The sequence below is a fragment of the Bradyrhizobium sp. SZCCHNS2022 genome, from assembly GCF_032377575.1.
In the GTDB taxonomy this organism is placed as follows: domain Bacteria; phylum Pseudomonadota; class Alphaproteobacteria; order Rhizobiales; family Xanthobacteraceae; genus Bradyrhizobium; species Bradyrhizobium aeschynomenes.
Window position 1 is genome coordinate 1,916,546 of record NZ_JAUHHZ010000001.1, and the last position, 15,246, is coordinate 1,931,791.

At 64.0% G+C, this 15,246-nt stretch carries 10 protein-coding genes and 1 tRNA gene; 4 read left to right on the forward strand and 7 right to left on the reverse strand.

What is annotated here, in order from left to right; all coding sequences use genetic code 11:
- Positions 1-139 precede the first annotated feature (139 nt).
- A complete protein-coding gene (locus QXZ94_RS08535) occupies positions 140-1,606 on the reverse strand; it encodes a short-chain fatty acyl-CoA regulator family protein (protein ID WP_315720040.1) in 1,467 nt (488 codons plus the stop codon).
- Between the two features lie 146 nt (positions 1,607-1,752).
- Between QXZ94_RS08535 and QXZ94_RS08540 the strand changes: the two genes are divergently transcribed.
- Positions 1,753-3,390: an isocitrate lyase gene (locus tag QXZ94_RS08540; RefSeq protein ID WP_315720041.1), complete on the forward strand. Its 1,638-nt coding sequence runs from the start codon at positions 1,753-1,755 to the stop codon at positions 3,388-3,390.
- A gap of 342 nt (positions 3,391-3,732) precedes the next feature.
- On the opposite strand, the gene QXZ94_RS08545 is transcribed toward QXZ94_RS08540, so the two are convergent.
- Positions 3,733-4,353 carry a LysE family translocator gene (locus tag QXZ94_RS08545; protein WP_315720042.1) on the reverse strand — a complete coding sequence of 207 codons (621 nt, stop codon included), beginning with the start codon at positions 4,351-4,353 and terminating at the stop codon, positions 3,733-3,735.
- 980 nt (positions 4,354-5,333) lie between these two features.
- On the opposite strand from QXZ94_RS08545, the gene QXZ94_RS08550 reads away from it, so the two are divergent.
- Both QXZ94_RS08550 and QXZ94_RS08555 read left to right on the forward strand, forming a co-directional pair.
- Complete coding sequence (locus QXZ94_RS08550; protein WP_315720043.1) at positions 5,334-5,873, forward strand: hypothetical protein; 540 nt, start codon at positions 5,334-5,336, stop codon at positions 5,871-5,873.
- A 128-nt stretch (positions 5,874-6,001) separates the two neighbouring features.
- Positions 6,002-6,502 carry a hypothetical protein gene (locus tag QXZ94_RS08555; RefSeq protein WP_315720044.1) on the forward strand — a complete coding sequence of 167 codons (501 nt, stop codon included), beginning with the start codon at positions 6,002-6,004 and terminating at the stop codon, positions 6,500-6,502.
- Positions 6,503-6,641: 139 nt separating this feature from the next.
- Here the strand turns inward: QXZ94_RS08555 and QXZ94_RS08560 are convergent, their stop codons facing one another.
- Positions 6,642-7,382: a hypothetical protein gene (locus tag QXZ94_RS08560; protein WP_315720045.1), complete on the reverse strand. Its 741-nt coding sequence runs from the start codon at positions 7,380-7,382 to the stop codon at positions 6,642-6,644.
- Between the two features lie 275 nt (positions 7,383-7,657).
- On the opposite strand from QXZ94_RS08560, the gene QXZ94_RS08565 reads away from it, so the two are divergent.
- Positions 7,658-8,407 carry an endonuclease NucS domain-containing protein gene (locus QXZ94_RS08565; protein WP_315720046.1) on the forward strand — a complete coding sequence of 250 codons (750 nt, stop codon included), beginning with the start codon at positions 7,658-7,660 and terminating at the stop codon, positions 8,405-8,407.
- A 102-nt stretch (positions 8,408-8,509) separates the two neighbouring features.
- Here QXZ94_RS08565 and QXZ94_RS08570 read toward each other — a convergent pair whose 3' ends face one another.
- The 4 genes from QXZ94_RS08570 to QXZ94_RS08585 all read right to left on the reverse strand — a co-directional run bounded on the left by QXZ94_RS08570 (position 8,510) and on the right by QXZ94_RS08585 (position 15,182).
- Entirely contained in the window at positions 8,510-10,216 is a 1,707-nt protein-coding gene (locus QXZ94_RS08570; protein WP_315720047.1) for a hypothetical protein, read from the reverse strand.
- A gap of 189 nt (positions 10,217-10,405) precedes the next feature.
- On the reverse strand, positions 10,406-11,533 hold the full coding sequence (locus tag QXZ94_RS08575) for a TylF/MycF/NovP-related O-methyltransferase (protein WP_315720048.1): 1,128 nt from the start codon (positions 11,531-11,533) through the stop codon (positions 10,406-10,408).
- Between the two features lie 345 nt (positions 11,534-11,878).
- Positions 11,879-11,954: transfer RNA gene (locus QXZ94_RS08580), tRNA-Lys, on the reverse strand.
- A 510-nt stretch (positions 11,955-12,464) separates the two neighbouring features.
- Positions 12,465-15,182 carry a glycosyltransferase gene (locus tag QXZ94_RS08585; RefSeq protein ID WP_315726151.1) on the reverse strand — a complete coding sequence of 906 codons (2,718 nt, stop codon included), beginning with the start codon at positions 15,180-15,182 and terminating at the stop codon, positions 12,465-12,467.
- Positions 15,183-15,246: the final 64 nt, after the last annotated feature.

A 15,246-nucleotide genomic window follows, 5' to 3' on the forward strand; every position in this document is an offset into this window, starting at 1 on the left:
ATAAAGACCGTCAGTCCCAGCAATGAACAGTAATGATCGGACACAGTTCACAGCGGTATAATGATACTCATCGACAGCTGGCGACGTCCGGTGTGCTCCTTTCGACTGCTTGTGTGCCATACCGGTCACAGACGCTCTTTCAATCCGACGAAAAGCCGAACGGCACCGACGACGTCCTGAAATCGTCGGGCAGGATCTCGCGGCCGATCGGCGGCGCCGAGCGGGCGGCGCATTTCGGCCTATGGCAGACGCGGCAGGCGGTGCCGATCGGCGTCGGCGCGCTGGCGTCGGGGCCATGGCCGTCGCGGGTGTAGATCAGGTGCCCGGCATGCTCGGCGGCGCAGCCGACCGCAATCGCGCGCTCGACGCGCACCGCGCCATAGGAGCCGCCGCCGGCGGTCACGGTGCGCGCGATCGAGAAGAAGCGGCGGCCGTCCGGCAGCTCCAGCCATTGCGTCACGATCTGGCGCGGCGTCTTGAAGATGCCGTGCACCGACCACAGCGGGCAGGCGCCGCCGTGCCGCGCGAACGGAAAGCCGGCGCCGTCGAGCAGTTTTGAGACGTTGCCGGCGGGATCGACGCGGATCAGGAAGAACGGAATCTTCTCGGCGCCCGGCTTCTGCAAGGTCGTGACGCGATGCGCCGTTTGTTCGAAGCTGGTGCCGAACTGCCGCGCCAGCGCTTCGAGGTCGTAGGCCCTGGCATCGACCGCTCTGGCGAAGATCGAGTAGGGCATGATGATCGCTGCCGCCGCGTAGGCCGCGAGCGCCCGGCGCGCCAGCAGTTCGGCGGTCTTGCTGGCGAACTTGCCGTCCTCCAGTGCTGCACCGATCTCGTTGTCCAGCTCGAGATACGCGAGCTGCCGCGCCAGTTCGAACTTCAGGCTCGCGCTGTCGAGCGAATCCTCGATCAGCAATTGCCGCCGGTGCAGATCGAGCCGCCTGAGCGAGCCGAGCATCACGTTCGGCGGCATGTAGCGGACCTGGAGCTTGTGCTTCTCCCGAAAGCGCTCGATGAAGCCTGCGGGGCTCGCGGTGACCTGGGGCGAGCCGGTCGCCGAGCCCTGGAACACCGCCTGCGCCAGCCGCTCGGCGGCCTCGTCGAGCTGGGCGAAGTTGTTGCGGCGGGCGGCGAGGAAGCGGCGGACGTCGGCCACGGGATCGTTGGCGTCGAAGCCTTCGGGCAGCGGCGCGCCGCCGGAGATGGAAGGCGCACGCTCGGCCAGCGCCAGCTGCTCCTCGCGATAGGCGGTGTAGAGCCGCAGGAAGGCCTCGGCCATGCCGGGATAGCTGACGGCGAGGTCGGAGATCTCCAGCGCCGGGATGTCGATGTCCGAGAACATCGGATCCTTCAGGACGGACTGCATCCGCGCGGTGTGGTCGGCGCCGCCGTCGCCGGCGAGATCGGCGAGGTCGATCTTGTAGGTCCGGGCCAGCCGCAGCAGCATGTCGGCCGTGACAGGCCTCTGGTTCCGCTCCAAAAGCGCGACGTAAGGTGCTGATATTTCGAGGTCTGCGGCCATGTCGGCCTGGGTCAGGCCGAGCTCGCGGCGGAGCCGGCGCAGGCGCGGGCCCATGAAGATCGAGCGTGCCGTGGCGGTACTCATGGCCGGTCATCTCCCGTCTGTAATCTCCTTACAGCTATACACGAGAGATTTGTAAAGTGTGACAAGTTTTCCGCGCAATGTCTGGTCCGCCAGCCGCGCGTGCTTACAACAGGTCCCAGGTTGTCCTTAACCAAGGGATCACGGACATGAACTTCCAACCGCGTGGACTGAACGACCAGGCTCTCCAAGGCTCCGCGTCCTACCAGGCCGAGGTCGAGGCGGCGCGTGCGCTGCTCGAGGCCAACCCGACCTGGAACGGCGTCACCGCCGAGGCCGTGGCGCGCATGCGCCTGCAGAACCGCTTCAGGACCGGTCTCGACGTCGCCCGCTACACCGCCGCGGTGATGCGCGCCGACATGGCCGCCTATGATGAGGACAGCACGAAGTACACCCAGTCGCTCGGCTGCTGGCACGGCTTCATCGCGCAGCAGAAGCTGATCTCGATCAAGAAGCATTTCGGCAAGACCGACCGCCGCTACCTCTATCTGTCCGGCTGGATGATCGCGGCGCTGCGCTCCGAGTTCGGCCCGCTGCCGGACCAGTCGATGCACGAGAAGACCTCGGTGCCCGCGCTGATCGAGGAGCTCTACACCTTCCTGCGCCAGGCCGACTCGCGCGAGCTGAACGATCTCTTCCGCACGCTCGACGCCGCCCGCAAGGCCGGCGACAAGGCGAAGGAGACCGAGATCATCGCCAAGATCGATGGCTTCCAGACCCACGTCGTCCCCGTCATCGCCGACATCGACGCCGGCTTCGGCAATGCGGAGGCGACCTATCTGCTCGCCAAGAAGATGATCGAGGCGGGCGCCTGCGCGCTGCAGATCGAGAACCAGGTCTCCGACGAGAAGCAGTGCGGCCACCAGGATGGCAAGGTCACCGTGCCGCATGACGTCTTCCTGGCCAAGATCCGCGCCTGCCGCCACGCCTTCCTGGAGCTCGGCGTCGAGGACGGCATCGTCGTCACCCGCACCGACTCGCTCGGCGCCGGCCTGACGCAGCAGATCGCCTTCTCCAGCCAGCCGGGCGACCTCGGCGACCAGTACAACAGCTTCCTCGATTGCGAGGAAGTGACGCCGGAGACGGCGCGCAGCGGCGACGTCATCATCAACCAGAACGGCAAGATGATGCGTCCGAAGCGGCTGCCCTCGAACCTCTATCAGTTCCGTCCCGGCACCGGCGAGGACCGTTGCGTGCTCGACTGCATCACCTCGCTGCAGAACGGCGCCGACCTGTTGTGGATCGAGACCGAGAAGCCGCATATCGAGCAGATCGCCAAGATGGTCGACCGCATCCGCAAGGTGATCCCGAACGCCAAGCTCGCCTACAACAACTCGCCGTCGTTCAACTGGACCCTCAACTTCCGTTGGCAGGTCTATGACGCGATGAAGGAGGCGGGCCAGGACGTCAGCAAGTACAACCGTGCCGAACTGATGAAGGCGGAGTACGACGACACCCCGCTGGCGAAGGAAGCCGACGAGCGCATCCGCACCTTCCAGGCGGACTCGGCCAAGCGCGCCGGCATCTTCCACCACCTCATCACCTTGCCGACCTACCACACGGCCGCGCTGTCGACCGACAACCTCGCGAAGGAGTACTTCGGCGAGCAGGGCATGCTGGGCTACGTCAAGAACGTCCAGCGCGCCGAGATCCGCCAGGGCATCGCCTGCGTCAAGCACCAGAACATGGCCGGCTCGGACATCGGCGACGACCACAAGGAGTATTTTGCGGGCGAGAAGGCCCTGAAGGCCGGCGGCGCGCACAATACGATGAACCAGTTCGGCTGATTTCCGCCGGGTGACCAGCTGAACTGATGAGACCCGTCTGAGGCCAATGGCTTCAGGCGGGTTTCGCTTTTTGATGGTACGCCTATCGGCGGAGTGCGGTCGCGTACGCGGCTTCAGGTTTGTGGCGCACTCCCACCACACCGTCATGGCCGGGCTTGTCCCGGCCATCCACGTCGATCGGCGTCCTTGGAACGACGTGGATGCCCGGGCCTTCGCCGCGCCGAAGCGGCTTCGGCCGCGCAGGCGGGACAAGCCCGGGCATGACGAGTAACAAATTGACCGACTTCGTGTGGCTGAGGGGTGTCTCATCATTTGCGACCGCTCCGCCCCAGCGCGACCACCTCACCTCTCACTCAGCGCCAGCCTTGCGCCGAGCAATGCAAATCCACCCGCAAACGCCCGGCGCAGCCAGGCCATCACGCGGGGCCGGCTGACGACGCGATCGCGCACCGCGGCCGCGAACAGCCCGTAGACCACGAACACGGCGAACGTCATCGCCATGAACGTCGCCGACAGCTCCAGCATGGCGGCGAGCGGATGCGCCTCGTCGGCGGCGATGAACTGCGGCAGGAAGGCGAGGAAGAAGATCGACAGTTTTGGATTGAGGATGTTGATCAGGAAGCCAGTCAGCACCACGCGTCCGGCCGAGCGTGCCCCGTCTTTCGCGTCGGTAGCCTCCACCGCCAGCGCACCGCGCTCGCCGAGCGTCTGCCAAGCCATGTACAGGAGATACGCGACGCCACACCATTTCAGCGCGGCGAAGGCCAGCGCGCTGGTGTGCAGGACGGCGGCGAGGCCGACGATCGCCGCCAGCATCGCCGGGATGATGCCGAGCGTGCAGCCGAACGCCGCCGCGATGCTCATCCGCGATCCCCGCGTCAGCGCCACCGCGAGCGTGTAGAGCACGCCGGTGCCGGGCGAGGCGACCACGATCAGCGAGGTCAGCAGGAAGGCTGTGGACATCGGCGGTCTCCCAGGTTCGCGGCCGCGAGGCGGCCGGCGTCTCTCAAATCGACCCCCAACATTCCACGCCATACCGTCGGGCGATAGCCGGCGACGCTTCACGGGACGGCGAGCCGCCGAGGCGTGACGCGGGCGCCGCAGCGCGTGAGGGACATTAGGGCAGGGGACGCGTTCGACCGTCATCGCGGCGCGTTCGCGCCCGAATTTGTCCGGTCGTCTCGCCCCCGAAAATACAGAGGGCGCGGGGAATGCCGGGCTGCTGGCCGCAACCCATGGCCCGCCTGCAGAAGAAAAAGCAGGCGGCAGACACCACAGGTTCAGCCGGATCAACCCGGCATTCCCCGCGCGATGGTCTTCACGCTTATACGCGATCTCCCCGGTGTCCGGCTTGTTAGCCACCGTCGCCCGCAGGGGTCATCATCCCCCAGGACTTGGCGCCAGCTTCGGGGCGCCAGGACCACGCGATTTCACGTCCGCGACCGGCTGTTCGTCCGCACGCCTCAAGCGCGCTGCAGCCAGCCGCGGCCACCGCTCCCCGCACCCAACGTCCGTGACGATCGCGATCCGCCCCTCTCGAGGAGCACGGGATGGCGACAATCAATCATGAAATTCGGAAAAAGGGAAGTAGAATGTTTTCGGCGAAGGGACTGGACAGGGGTGATCGTCTTGACCGGCCTGACGAAATCAGTTTGTCCGCATCCTCCCAGCGATCCTCCGGCAAGGCGCAGCGTCTCGCGCCAGGATCCGGTGTCCGTGCCGAGAAGCTGCCCCATGAAGGCCCGCCGACCACTGCAACTCATGCGAGCATTGCGTGCCGGGACGGCAGCGAATGTGTCCGGCCCGCAACGAAGTCGGCTTTTTGTTAGTTGTTTCCATTCCCTCCGAGGTTGCGGCTATTGTTCCCTAGACCGGCCCCTGCTACCCCTGAAGTCATCGACAGTAGGGGTGCTGTGGGGGCTCAAATGAACGGTTTGCGTTGGATGGCCAGCTGGCTGGCCATCATTGGAGGGGCGTGTCTTGGCGGCTGTGCTGCGCCGCTTGCGGTCAACAATGTGACCGACATCCGGTCGACGACGGGCAGCCGGGGGATCGACGTCTACGAGCCGAAGCGCCGAACCGACGCCAGCGTGCCCGAGTTTGCGGGTGACCAGCTCGTGGAAGTGCGGACCTTTCACAATCCCGGCGGGGGAGGCGAGGTCGAGATGGCCGGAGCCTCCTGCTCGCTGGAAGCCTCCGGCTTCACCGCAACCATGACCAGCCCCGCAAAGGTGCGCGTGCCGCTCTATCGCGGACAGTCCAGCACGCTCGCCGTGACCTGCCAGAAGCCCGGCTATCAAAAGCGGATGATCACCGTCGCGCCGATCGATGCGACGCGCCAGGCGCGTCTGGCCAGCGGCATGAACGGCGGGATCCTTGGTGCGGTGATCGTGGCCGGCATCGACGCCGCCGCCGACAACTCGAAGAACGACTGGCGCTATCCGGTGGCGAAGGTGGTGTTGGAGGCCGATGCCCCGCGGTAGGGAAGGGACAGAGCTTTGGTCATCGGCGGTTAGGGCAGTTGCGGTGACGGTGCGTGAATCTGGCTGCGCGGGAATCCTGCGCGACGCTGTGTGTGTGTCTCCCGCGACGATGGATGGATCAGGCTTCCGTGCAGATCTTCTCGGACGCATTCGGCTTTGATGTAGGAGAAGCCAGGGAGCTTATTTGGCAAGGTGAAGAGGAAAGAGCTGTTGCTTATTTGGAGCAGTTCATAGCAAAGGGCTCTATCTTGGCCATGATCGAGATGGCGGAGTATTTGCTAGACAAGGGAGACAGCTCCTCGAGTTTGAGCTGGATGGAAAAGGCCGAACGGGCAATCGGACCCGAGGACTTCGATTCGCTTCTGTATCTTGCGGGAGCTCTTCGGCGCGGACTTGGAGCCGGGACTGCCAAGGAGCGCTATTTTCGAGCCTTCGATTTGAAGGAGCGAGTGGCGGAAGCGGGCGATCTGGGGGCCATTCGGGAGATGATAGTCAACTACGCTCATGGCCTGAATGGTGCTGCAAGGGATCCAGACCGGGCTATCTACTGGGTGAAGAAAGCTGCTGCGCTCAATGATGAAGAAGCGAAGCAAATTCTTCGAGACGAAGGTCCGCAGGGCGGATCGTGATCCGCTGTCTCGTGGCTCCATTGGCGCTGCTCCTGAATAACGCATGGACATTAGGAGTTACGGTGACAGTGCACGAAACTTGTTCGACCGCGGCGTTATGCAGCGACTTGCCGCGGCTGGCCGTGCGTTCCCAGTACGCTCAGGCCCCCGCCGGTGCCTGCGACACCTCGACCACATGCCGTTCTGTCCCGACCGTGATCACGATCGTATACGTCTTCGCCGCACCGGCCTGATCCGTCGGTGGGGCCAGATGCAGTTGTCCACCATACCACTCGCTCGGCATCAGGGTGTTGTCCTTGATCACCGCCTGCTCCAGCATCGCCATGTTGCGCTGGCCGGTCTCGATGGTTGCGGAGATCATGGCGTCGTTCTGGACCGCTGCGTTGTTCTGGGCGATCGCGGCAGCGGTCGGGCTGTAGAAGGTGCCTGTGCGGCCGCCGGGGGTCGTGTAAGTGCCGTGCCCAGCCTGTGACGCGCTCACCGCGTTGGCGCCGGCGGCAAGGCCGGTCAGCACAGCGGCGGCGACCTGCCGGTTGCGCTCCTCCTGGACCAGCATCTCGTAGGTCACGACCTTCATCTCGAAGTCGGAGCCTGCGGCATGCTGCACGGCCTCGACCTGGGCGACGCGAAAATCGACCGGCTGGCGGCTGAGATTGTTGATGGCGACGACGAATACGGGGCGACCATTGCGCTGGAGCTGGCGTGAGGCCGGCCGTACGAGCACCAGCGAGGTCTTCTGGCGCGACACGAGCGCAGGCTGGCCGTCGCGCATCAGCGACTGCTGCTGTGGGTTCGAGGCCCGAAACGAGATCGTCTCGCCAGATGTGACACATCCCGCGAGCAGGCTGCACAGCATCAGCAGAGATCCCCAATGTCGCATTTTGGTCCCCAAATCAAAACATGCAATCGCAACCGATGCGGGAACTCAAGAGGCGCCTTTCTATTTTGGTGGCATATCCAACGGTTGTGCACAATGAGGGGTTCGAATCTGCTCGGGAGAGAGGTGCAGCTGATTACCTCTGGTCGTTGGCGAGTTGCCGGTTCAGAATTAGTTCGTGGCGCGTGATTCAGTTCCTTCGCTTGGGACGTGAATGGCTACGTACTCTGAGCTCGACTTGCGACCTATACTAATCAGATCATCATCGGGGGACGGAAATGGCGATCTATGAGCGTCCGACAAAAACGCTTATGGCCGAATGGGCGAGCCAGCATCTTAAGCCGGGTCAGGAGTTCTCCAAATCCAACGTGCTGCCGTGGTTCGCGCAGCACTATCCCAAGATAAAGCGCAACACGGTTGTGATGCACATCGATGGCATGTCCATCAACAATCCCAATCGTAAGCACCATCAGAACATCAAGCCGGGGAGCGGGCATGATCTGTTCTATAAGCTCGGGCCTGATCGATATCGACTCTGGAATGTCGAGACAGATGGGCGACCCACATATCTGAGCGACCCGAAACCTGACGCTCTTTCGACGCTCACGGAAGACGTCGTCGAAGAGCGGGACGAGGCCGGTGGATCAGAGTTCGCCTACGAGCGCGACCTGCAGAATTATCTCGCCAAGAACCTTCAGCGAATTGAGCCGGGGCTACGTCTCTACGAAGAGGAAGAGATAAACGGCTTGGAATTTCAGGCGGGAGGCCGGTACATCGATATACTCGCCGTCGACGCAGAAGGCGGCTATGTGGTCATCGAACTCAAGGTGTCTCGTGGCTATGACCGTGTGATCGGTCAGCTTCTTCGCTATATCGCCTGGGTGGAGAAGAACATGGAGACGTCCCGCCCTGTGCGCGGGATCATCGTGGCGAAGGAGATAACCGAGGATCTAAAGCTCGCTGCGTCTCGAATCGAGGGAGTCCGGCTCATCGAATACGAAATCGAGTTCAGATTGAGGCCGATCTAACCGCGCCAGGGTGGATGGCCGCGAGGCAGCCACGGCAAGGCCTGAAGCCGTGGCTGCCTCTCTTGCGGTAGCTCCGCTGCCGGCTCTGAACCTGGCGAGCCGCTAATGTCCGACCAAGGACGCTGAGTTGTTCATCGCCGCCGGGCTGCGAGGATCAACTCCGACGGTTTGCCCCGGTTTGACCAGAGCGAACTGCGCGGCGAGGGCGAGGCCGTAGGCGATGCCGAAGGTGGTGCCGGTCGCCAGGAAGCGGAGCTTGTTGGTGTCCCATACGGCGCCCTCCGGGGCGACGAGGGTGAAGAGCGAGGGCAGCAGCAGGAACACCACTCCGAGCGAAAAGGCGAGGCAATTGAGATTGCGCCAGAAGATCCTGGACGGGGACATGTCGATGTCGGGCAGCGCCGAGCAGCTCTGCCGGTCGAGGTAGTAGGAGATGTACACGGACACCAGGGCCGGGCCGAGACCCCACCGGAGCATCCGGAAGTAGAGGTCGGAGAAGGGAAGCGCGCGCGATGCGTCCTCGCCGAAGACGTGCACCGCCAGAGCCAGGCCGAAGGGCCCGGCGGCAAATGCGACCAGGAAGGTCCAGCAATACGTGACCATCGGCGACTGGTCGAAGGCCGACCCGAGCGAATGCGCGGCCAGTCGAAGCACCAGAACCAGGCCGATGGCGAAGCCGAAGTTCGACATCGAATACAGGACCCAGGCGAGCATGCGACCTGAATCCTGCCCCATGACGAGCCCCTGGCCCTGGAGCGCATCGAAGGTGACCGCCGACAGATAGACGCCGAGATGCGCAGCGGCGATCAGGACGACGGCATAGATGATCCAATATTGCAGCGGATTCTGGATGACCGGCGCGTCGACGTCGACGCCGAATTCGCGGGCTTCTGCGCAGAGAGCGCGTCGCGAGCCATTCCGGTAGATCAGGTAGCAGGCGATGAGCCGAGCAAACCGGCTGTGCAGACGCTTGATGCCCTGATCGACGTCGACGATCGCGAACTTTGCGACGGAGCCCGACTTCCGCTGCTTCATCGTCCACGAGGTCTGCTCGAATTCGGCGATCAGCTTGTCGTAGCCGAAGCTCGCTTCGGTGAAGAAGGTGGCATCGTTGCCCGCCTCATGACCCTTTTGCAGCCACCAGTTCATGTAGCAGATCTCGGCCCACAGGCGGTCCGGCGTCTGGCGGTCCTTCTGGAAGTCGCGCTCGGTCAGCGCGCGCGAGTTCGCGATGACCAGCGGAATGACTTTCTCCGACACGCGCAACGCATACCGTATCTGGGCAATGATCTCCTTCGCGAGCTGGGGAACGCTGATCCACAGGTGGATCACGTCGCGCATCCCCAGCAGCAGATTCCAGTCAGCCTCCTTGGTGAGAAGGTAGAGATAGACGGCACCGATCGCGGCGACGACGGCGATATAGGGGGCCGAGTTCTCCGCGATCGCCTTCAGAATGGGCTCCGGAATGATGCCGGGCGGCGCCATCGCGAGGATCGGCTGATGCTCCCGGACCAGGATCAGGAAGACGCCGCAGGCGAACAACGTGTACGCAATGCTGCCGAGAAGGTATTGCGATCGGTTGGTCATGTAGCGCGGAATGGTCGGGAATTCGTCGACGGCAACGTCCCGGCCGAAGGCGCTCCAGGCCAGCCGGGCCGCGGTGGCCAGTCCCAGCAGCGTAATGGCCCATTGCATCGCCACCGACGAGTCGATCTCGAGCGCGCCCGTCGGCGTGGGCTGCGCAAGCGCAGGGCAGGCCGCAAGCGGCGGGATGAGGTTGAAGAGGAGGATGCGACGTAGGCGAACCATGACCGAAACTCCTACATGTTGTGTGGAAGTCGCGATCGGATCGTAAGTCCCAACTGGCGGGAACCCGTGTGAGAAATGTGTGAATTGTCCAGCGCGCGCGCCGCTTCCGCCGCCGGGCGGTTCACGTGGTCCACGATCTCGCAGCTGACAAGATCGACGATTTCGCCGGCATGGGCCGGCAGCCGATCGCTATGGAGCGCCGTTCCGATGTGCGGCCTCTGCCGCCGATGGCGGCTTGATCATCAGGCCTTGCCCTGTGGGAAGCGCGAGAATGTTCACGCCATGCTGAGAGGCCCAAGTGTCGAATGCATGCTTCTGGGCCTCGTATCGAACGAAACCATAATCGTCGAGCAGAACCGGGGCACCCGGCTGGAGCTTGCTCCAGAAATGGTCGATGGCTGCGATCTCGGGCGTGACGTTGTTCATGTCGATCGAAAGATATGCGACCGCATCGATGTCGACGGTCGACAAGCTTGATGGGACACTGCCACGAATGATTTCGACGTTCTTGTACTCGGCGAAATTGCGAACAACATCCTCATAGATGTCGGTCTTGTACATCTCCCGGAAGTAGCCGAGATTGCCGCTTGCGACCTCCTCGTCGGTGACGAGTCGCTCGTCGACACCGGCAAACGTATCAAACAGAAAAAATCGACGGTGGATGTTGTTCCAGTCGAGATAGTGCATGATTGAAGAGCTGAGCATGCCGCGACATACGCCACATTCGACAAAATCGCCGCCAAGGTTGACGGCGATGCTGGCGCACCAGAGCGCAACGTGCGTCCGCCAGAAATATCGAGGCTCATAGCCCTCGGCGACGACGCCCCGTTCGTAGGCGGCGACGAAGCGCGGATCCCGCATGAAGTCATGGTTGTGCACGATCGCAGGATCGGTTCGCAGTCCCCAGTAATCGTATACGGGTGTGTAGAGCCGGTGACCCGCAACGTCCGGAGTTGAAGGCTCGCTCGTTGCGCCGCCGCTCGCTCCGGCCAGTTGCAGCTTGAGTTTGATCAGCTCGGCCGACATCTCACGAAGCGCCAAGCTCTCGCGCTCCAGGTTCTGGAGGTAGATGGCCGGTACCGTCTCCGTCGAATCGCCGGCTTGCGAAACCGGACGGAAGTGATGCGAACCTTCGTTGCACAATGGCGCGTGATCGACTTCGGCGGCGTCGTCGTTCGGTCCGGCCTCGTCCTCCTGCTTGCTCGCATGTCCATTGTGAGCCGTCGAGATCAGCCGATCGAGCGTTGATTGGCGAACGAGATGGAAGCCTACACCGTTGAGCATCCGGTTGATCACGGCGCCATAGCTTGCAGACATGCTGGCTCCCCCGGCGCGCGAGCGCCTTGCCAAAAAGGCCTTACCTGAAATCGATAGAGACGAATGACGATACTTATGGTTGTCGACCTTAGCCGCTGACCGCGCAGACTGCAATTCCCAAGGAGGTCGAGGTGCCGACAAAATCCAGCTCACGCGAGAGCGCGGCGCTTCCGTGCCCCTCGGGGGGGGTGATCGAGGTCTGCGTGCCGGTTCGATGAAGGTTCTGCGTGGGATCGTTCCGCGGATCGCGCTCGTATCACGTCCATAGGTGGGCCGGCCGTCGGATCATCCGACATGGCCAAGGCAGGCGCTTGCCAAAGCTGAGTATCGAAAGTTCGGGATTCTTGGTGAGCGCGCCGGGACTCGAACCCGGGACCCCATGATTAAAAGTCACGTGCTCTACCGGCTGAGCTACGCGCTCGCTCCCAAGGAAGCGGTGTGACGGCTTAGACCGTCACTGTCCGGATCGTCGGCAGGTGACCATCAGAACGCTTGAGGCGGGGCTGTGGTTCACTGCGGGCCATGGACACGGGGCGGTGAAGGCCCCGGCCTTGGGCCGCATGCTGTCGTGGCCGCTGTGTAGGGGGTGGGTGCGGTCCGGTCAATAGGGGGCGGGGTGAAACCACAGGGGGTGGGTGGAGGTGGTGGTCGGCGGGAGTATGCCGCACCAGCGGGCCTCGTGGTTCGAGACGCACCGCCTTTGGACGGCGCTCCTCACCACGAGGGGTGGGAGATTCGGTGTGTCGAGCTGAGGGCAGGTCGGCTGCGCCATGCCCGGTGTCATTCCGGGGCAGCCCGTCAGGGCTGAACCCGGAATCTCGAGATTCCGGGTTCGATGCTGCGCATCGCCCCGGAATGACGGGGAGATGGAGAGGACGCGTCGCGCGGCGCAGATCGGCAGGGAGGGCGGCCGGGCGCTGCGTTCTCCCGCCTACACCTTCTCCGGCACCTTCGTCGCCGCCGCGCTCAGCGGGGCCGGCTGCATCGGCTGCAGCATTCCTGGGCCGGCCAGCTCGGGCACCCAGACCGGGCGCAGGCCGATCAGCTCGGCGGTGCGGACCCGGGCGTAGCGCCAGAACTCGAAGGAGTTGATGCGCGACATCTCCAAGAGCGCGATCGCGACCGCGGACAGGAACGGCAGGCTCTCCAGGATCAGGACGGCGGCGAAGATGTAGAGCTCGGTGATCTGCAGCGTATTGGTGGTGATCAGGATGGCGGCGCCGATCAGGAGCAGGGCGCCGATCACGGCCTCCCAGAACGCCTGGAACTCGATCGACATCCTGGAGAGGCCGCCCTTGGACGTGCGGGCAAACGCCAGATGCTCGGTGATCAGACCCTGCGCCACGGCGCGGCTGACGGTCCATTGCACGCTCATTGCGGCGATCATCGCGCCCAGCATCTGCCAGGGCCGGACCGCGACGCGCAGCCGGTAGAGGATCAGGAAGTGCGCGAGCGAGACCACGAAGGCGGCGATGATCGGGATGGTCAGGATCTTGTCGGGAATGGCGATGCCGGCGAAGGCCACGATCGGCACCCAGATCAGGTTCAGAATCGCAACGACGACGCCGAGGCTCTCGGCGCCGAGCCAGTTGAGCCAGCCGAGCGAGAACTCGCGCTTCTGGTCCGCCGTCAGCCGGCTGCGGCCGGGCAGGAAGCGCTGCCAGTGCTTCTTGACGATCTGGAAGCCGCCATAGGCCCAGCGGTGGCGCTGCTTCTTGAACGCCTCGTAGGTGTCGGGCAGCAGGCCCGAGCCGTAGCGGGTGGCGGTGTAGTGGGTCTGCCAACCCAGCTCCTGGATGGCGAGGCCGAGATCGGTGTCCTCGCAGATCGTGTCGCTCGACCAGCCGCCGGCCATGTCCATCGCCGCGCGGCGGATCAGACACATCGTGCCGTGCACGATGATCGCGTTCTCCTCGTTGCGCTGGACCATGCCGATGTCGAAGAAGCCGGCATATTCGCCGTTCATGATGTAGTGCATCAGCGACAGATCCTCGTCGCGATGCTCCTGCGGCGCCTGCACCAGGCCCACGGCGGGATCGGCGAAGGCCGGCACGAGGTCGGACAGCCAGTCCGGCGTCACGACATAGTCGGCGTCGATGATGCCGATGATCTCGGCATCGGCCGCGGTGCGCTCCATCGCGATGCGCAGCGCGCCGGCCTTGAAGCCCTTGACCTTCTCGGCGTTGATGAACTTGAAGCGCTCGCCGAGCATGCGGCAGTGATCCTGGATCGGCTGCCAGAACGCCGGATCGGGCGTGTTGTTGATGATGCAGACGACCTCGTAGTTCGGGTAGTCGAGCCGCGCCAGCGCATCCAGCGTCTGCTTCATCATCTCGACCGGCTCGAAATAGGCCGGCACGTGGATCGAGACCTTCGGGCAATAGCCCTGCGGCATCGCGGCGCGGTCGCGCGCGACCTTGTCGCGGGTGAGCAGGCGGCGCGGCGCGCGGCCGAAGGCGATCGCGGCGATCTCCTCGATGCGGGCCATCGCGATCAGGATCAGGGGAACCAGGAGGATCAGGCCGAGGGTCAGCGCGAAGGTCGAGCCCCAGACGAAATAATGCACGTTCCAATAGGCGAAGACGTTGGAGACCCAGGCGCCGACGCCATGGGCGGTGATCGCGAGCACCATCGCCTGCAGCACGGTCGGCTGGCGCAGCCGCGCGATCGGGAGCGACAGCAGCACGCCGACGAGCAGCGCGATGGCCGCGAGCTTCCAATAGTCCGGGTTCACGATCGGGCCGGTCCAGGCGAATTTCGCCTCACGCGAGGCGTTCAGCACGCCCCAATACGGGCCGACGCCGCCCTCGAAATATTTCCAGGGCTGATCGATCGCCTCGACGATGTTGTACTCCATGCCGATCGAGGCAGCCTGGGCGAGAAAGTTGCGCAACACCTGCGCCTGCCGGAGCGGGCCCGGCACGGCGGGGCCGCGATTGCCGTCGCTGCGGCTGTAGCCCTGGCTCGGCCAGCCGAACTCGGCGATCATGATGCGCTTGCCGGTGAACTGCTTCTTCAGGAGCTGATAGCGATCCACCGCCTGATCGACGGCCTGGTCGTCGGTGAAGAATTCCCAATAGGGCAGGACGTGCGCGGCGATGAAGTCGACATTGGCCGCGAGCTCGGGGTTGTCGCGCCAGGTGTTCCAGACGTCGCCGGTGGTGACGGGCACGCTGACCGATTTTTTGACGCGCTTGATCTTCTCGATCAGTTCGCCGACCTTCTGCGTGTCGGTGAGGATGGTCTCGTTGCCGACGACGATGCCGATGACGTTGCTGTTGCGGCGGGCGAGGGTGATGGCCGATTGGATTTCGCGCTCGTTGCGGTCCGGATCCTTGTCGATCCAGGCGCCGAGCATCACTTTCAGGCCGGCCTCCGCGGCCAGCGGCGGCACGATCTCGAGGCCGCCGGTCGACGAGTAGAGCCGGATGGCCCGCGTCATCGTGGCCAGCTTCTTCATGTCGGCGCGGATACGGTCCGGCGACGCCACGGTGCTGGGACCGGGGGCTCCGGTTCCTTCATGTGGATCGTAGGAGACGCTCTGCAGCAGGCCGGTGAAATTGGGGGCCTCCTGCTGCTCCTGCAGCAGACCCCAGAGGGCGGCGTGCACGGCAGTGACGAGGAGCAGGACGGCGACGACGGCGCGCATGGGAGGGGCAACCATTCCTAGGATCAAGGCGGCGGTGAAGCGGAGCGGTCGAGCGCCGTTCCAT

Coding starts and splice junctions, on each gene's coding strand:
- QXZ94_RS08535 (WP_315720040.1), bottom strand. CDS start 1,606: ATGAGTACCGCCACGGCACGCTCGATCTTCATGGGCCCGCGCCTGCGC.
- QXZ94_RS08540 (WP_315720041.1), top strand. CDS start 1,753: ATGAACTTCCAACCGCGTGGACTGAACGACCAGGCTCTCCAAGGCTCC.
- QXZ94_RS08545 (WP_315720042.1), bottom strand. CDS start 4,353: ATGTCCACAGCCTTCCTGCTGACCTCGCTGATCGTGGTCGCCTCGCCC.
- QXZ94_RS08550 (WP_315720043.1), top strand. CDS start 5,334: ATGGCCAGCTGGCTGGCCATCATTGGAGGGGCGTGTCTTGGCGGCTGT.
- QXZ94_RS08560 (WP_315720045.1), bottom strand. CDS start 7,382: ATGCGACATTGGGGATCTCTGCTGATGCTGTGCAGCCTGCTCGCGGGA.
- QXZ94_RS08565 (WP_315720046.1), top strand. CDS start 7,658: ATGGCGATCTATGAGCGTCCGACAAAAACGCTTATGGCCGAATGGGCG.
- QXZ94_RS08570 (WP_315720047.1), bottom strand. CDS start 10,216: ATGGTTCGCCTACGTCGCATCCTCCTCTTCAACCTCATCCCGCCGCTT.
- QXZ94_RS08575 (WP_315720048.1), bottom strand. CDS start 11,533: ATGTCTGCAAGCTATGGCGCCGTGATCAACCGGATGCTCAACGGTGTA.
- QXZ94_RS08585 (WP_315726151.1), bottom strand. CDS start 15,182: ATGCGCGCCGTCGTCGCCGTCCTGCTCCTCGTCACTGCCGTGCACGCC.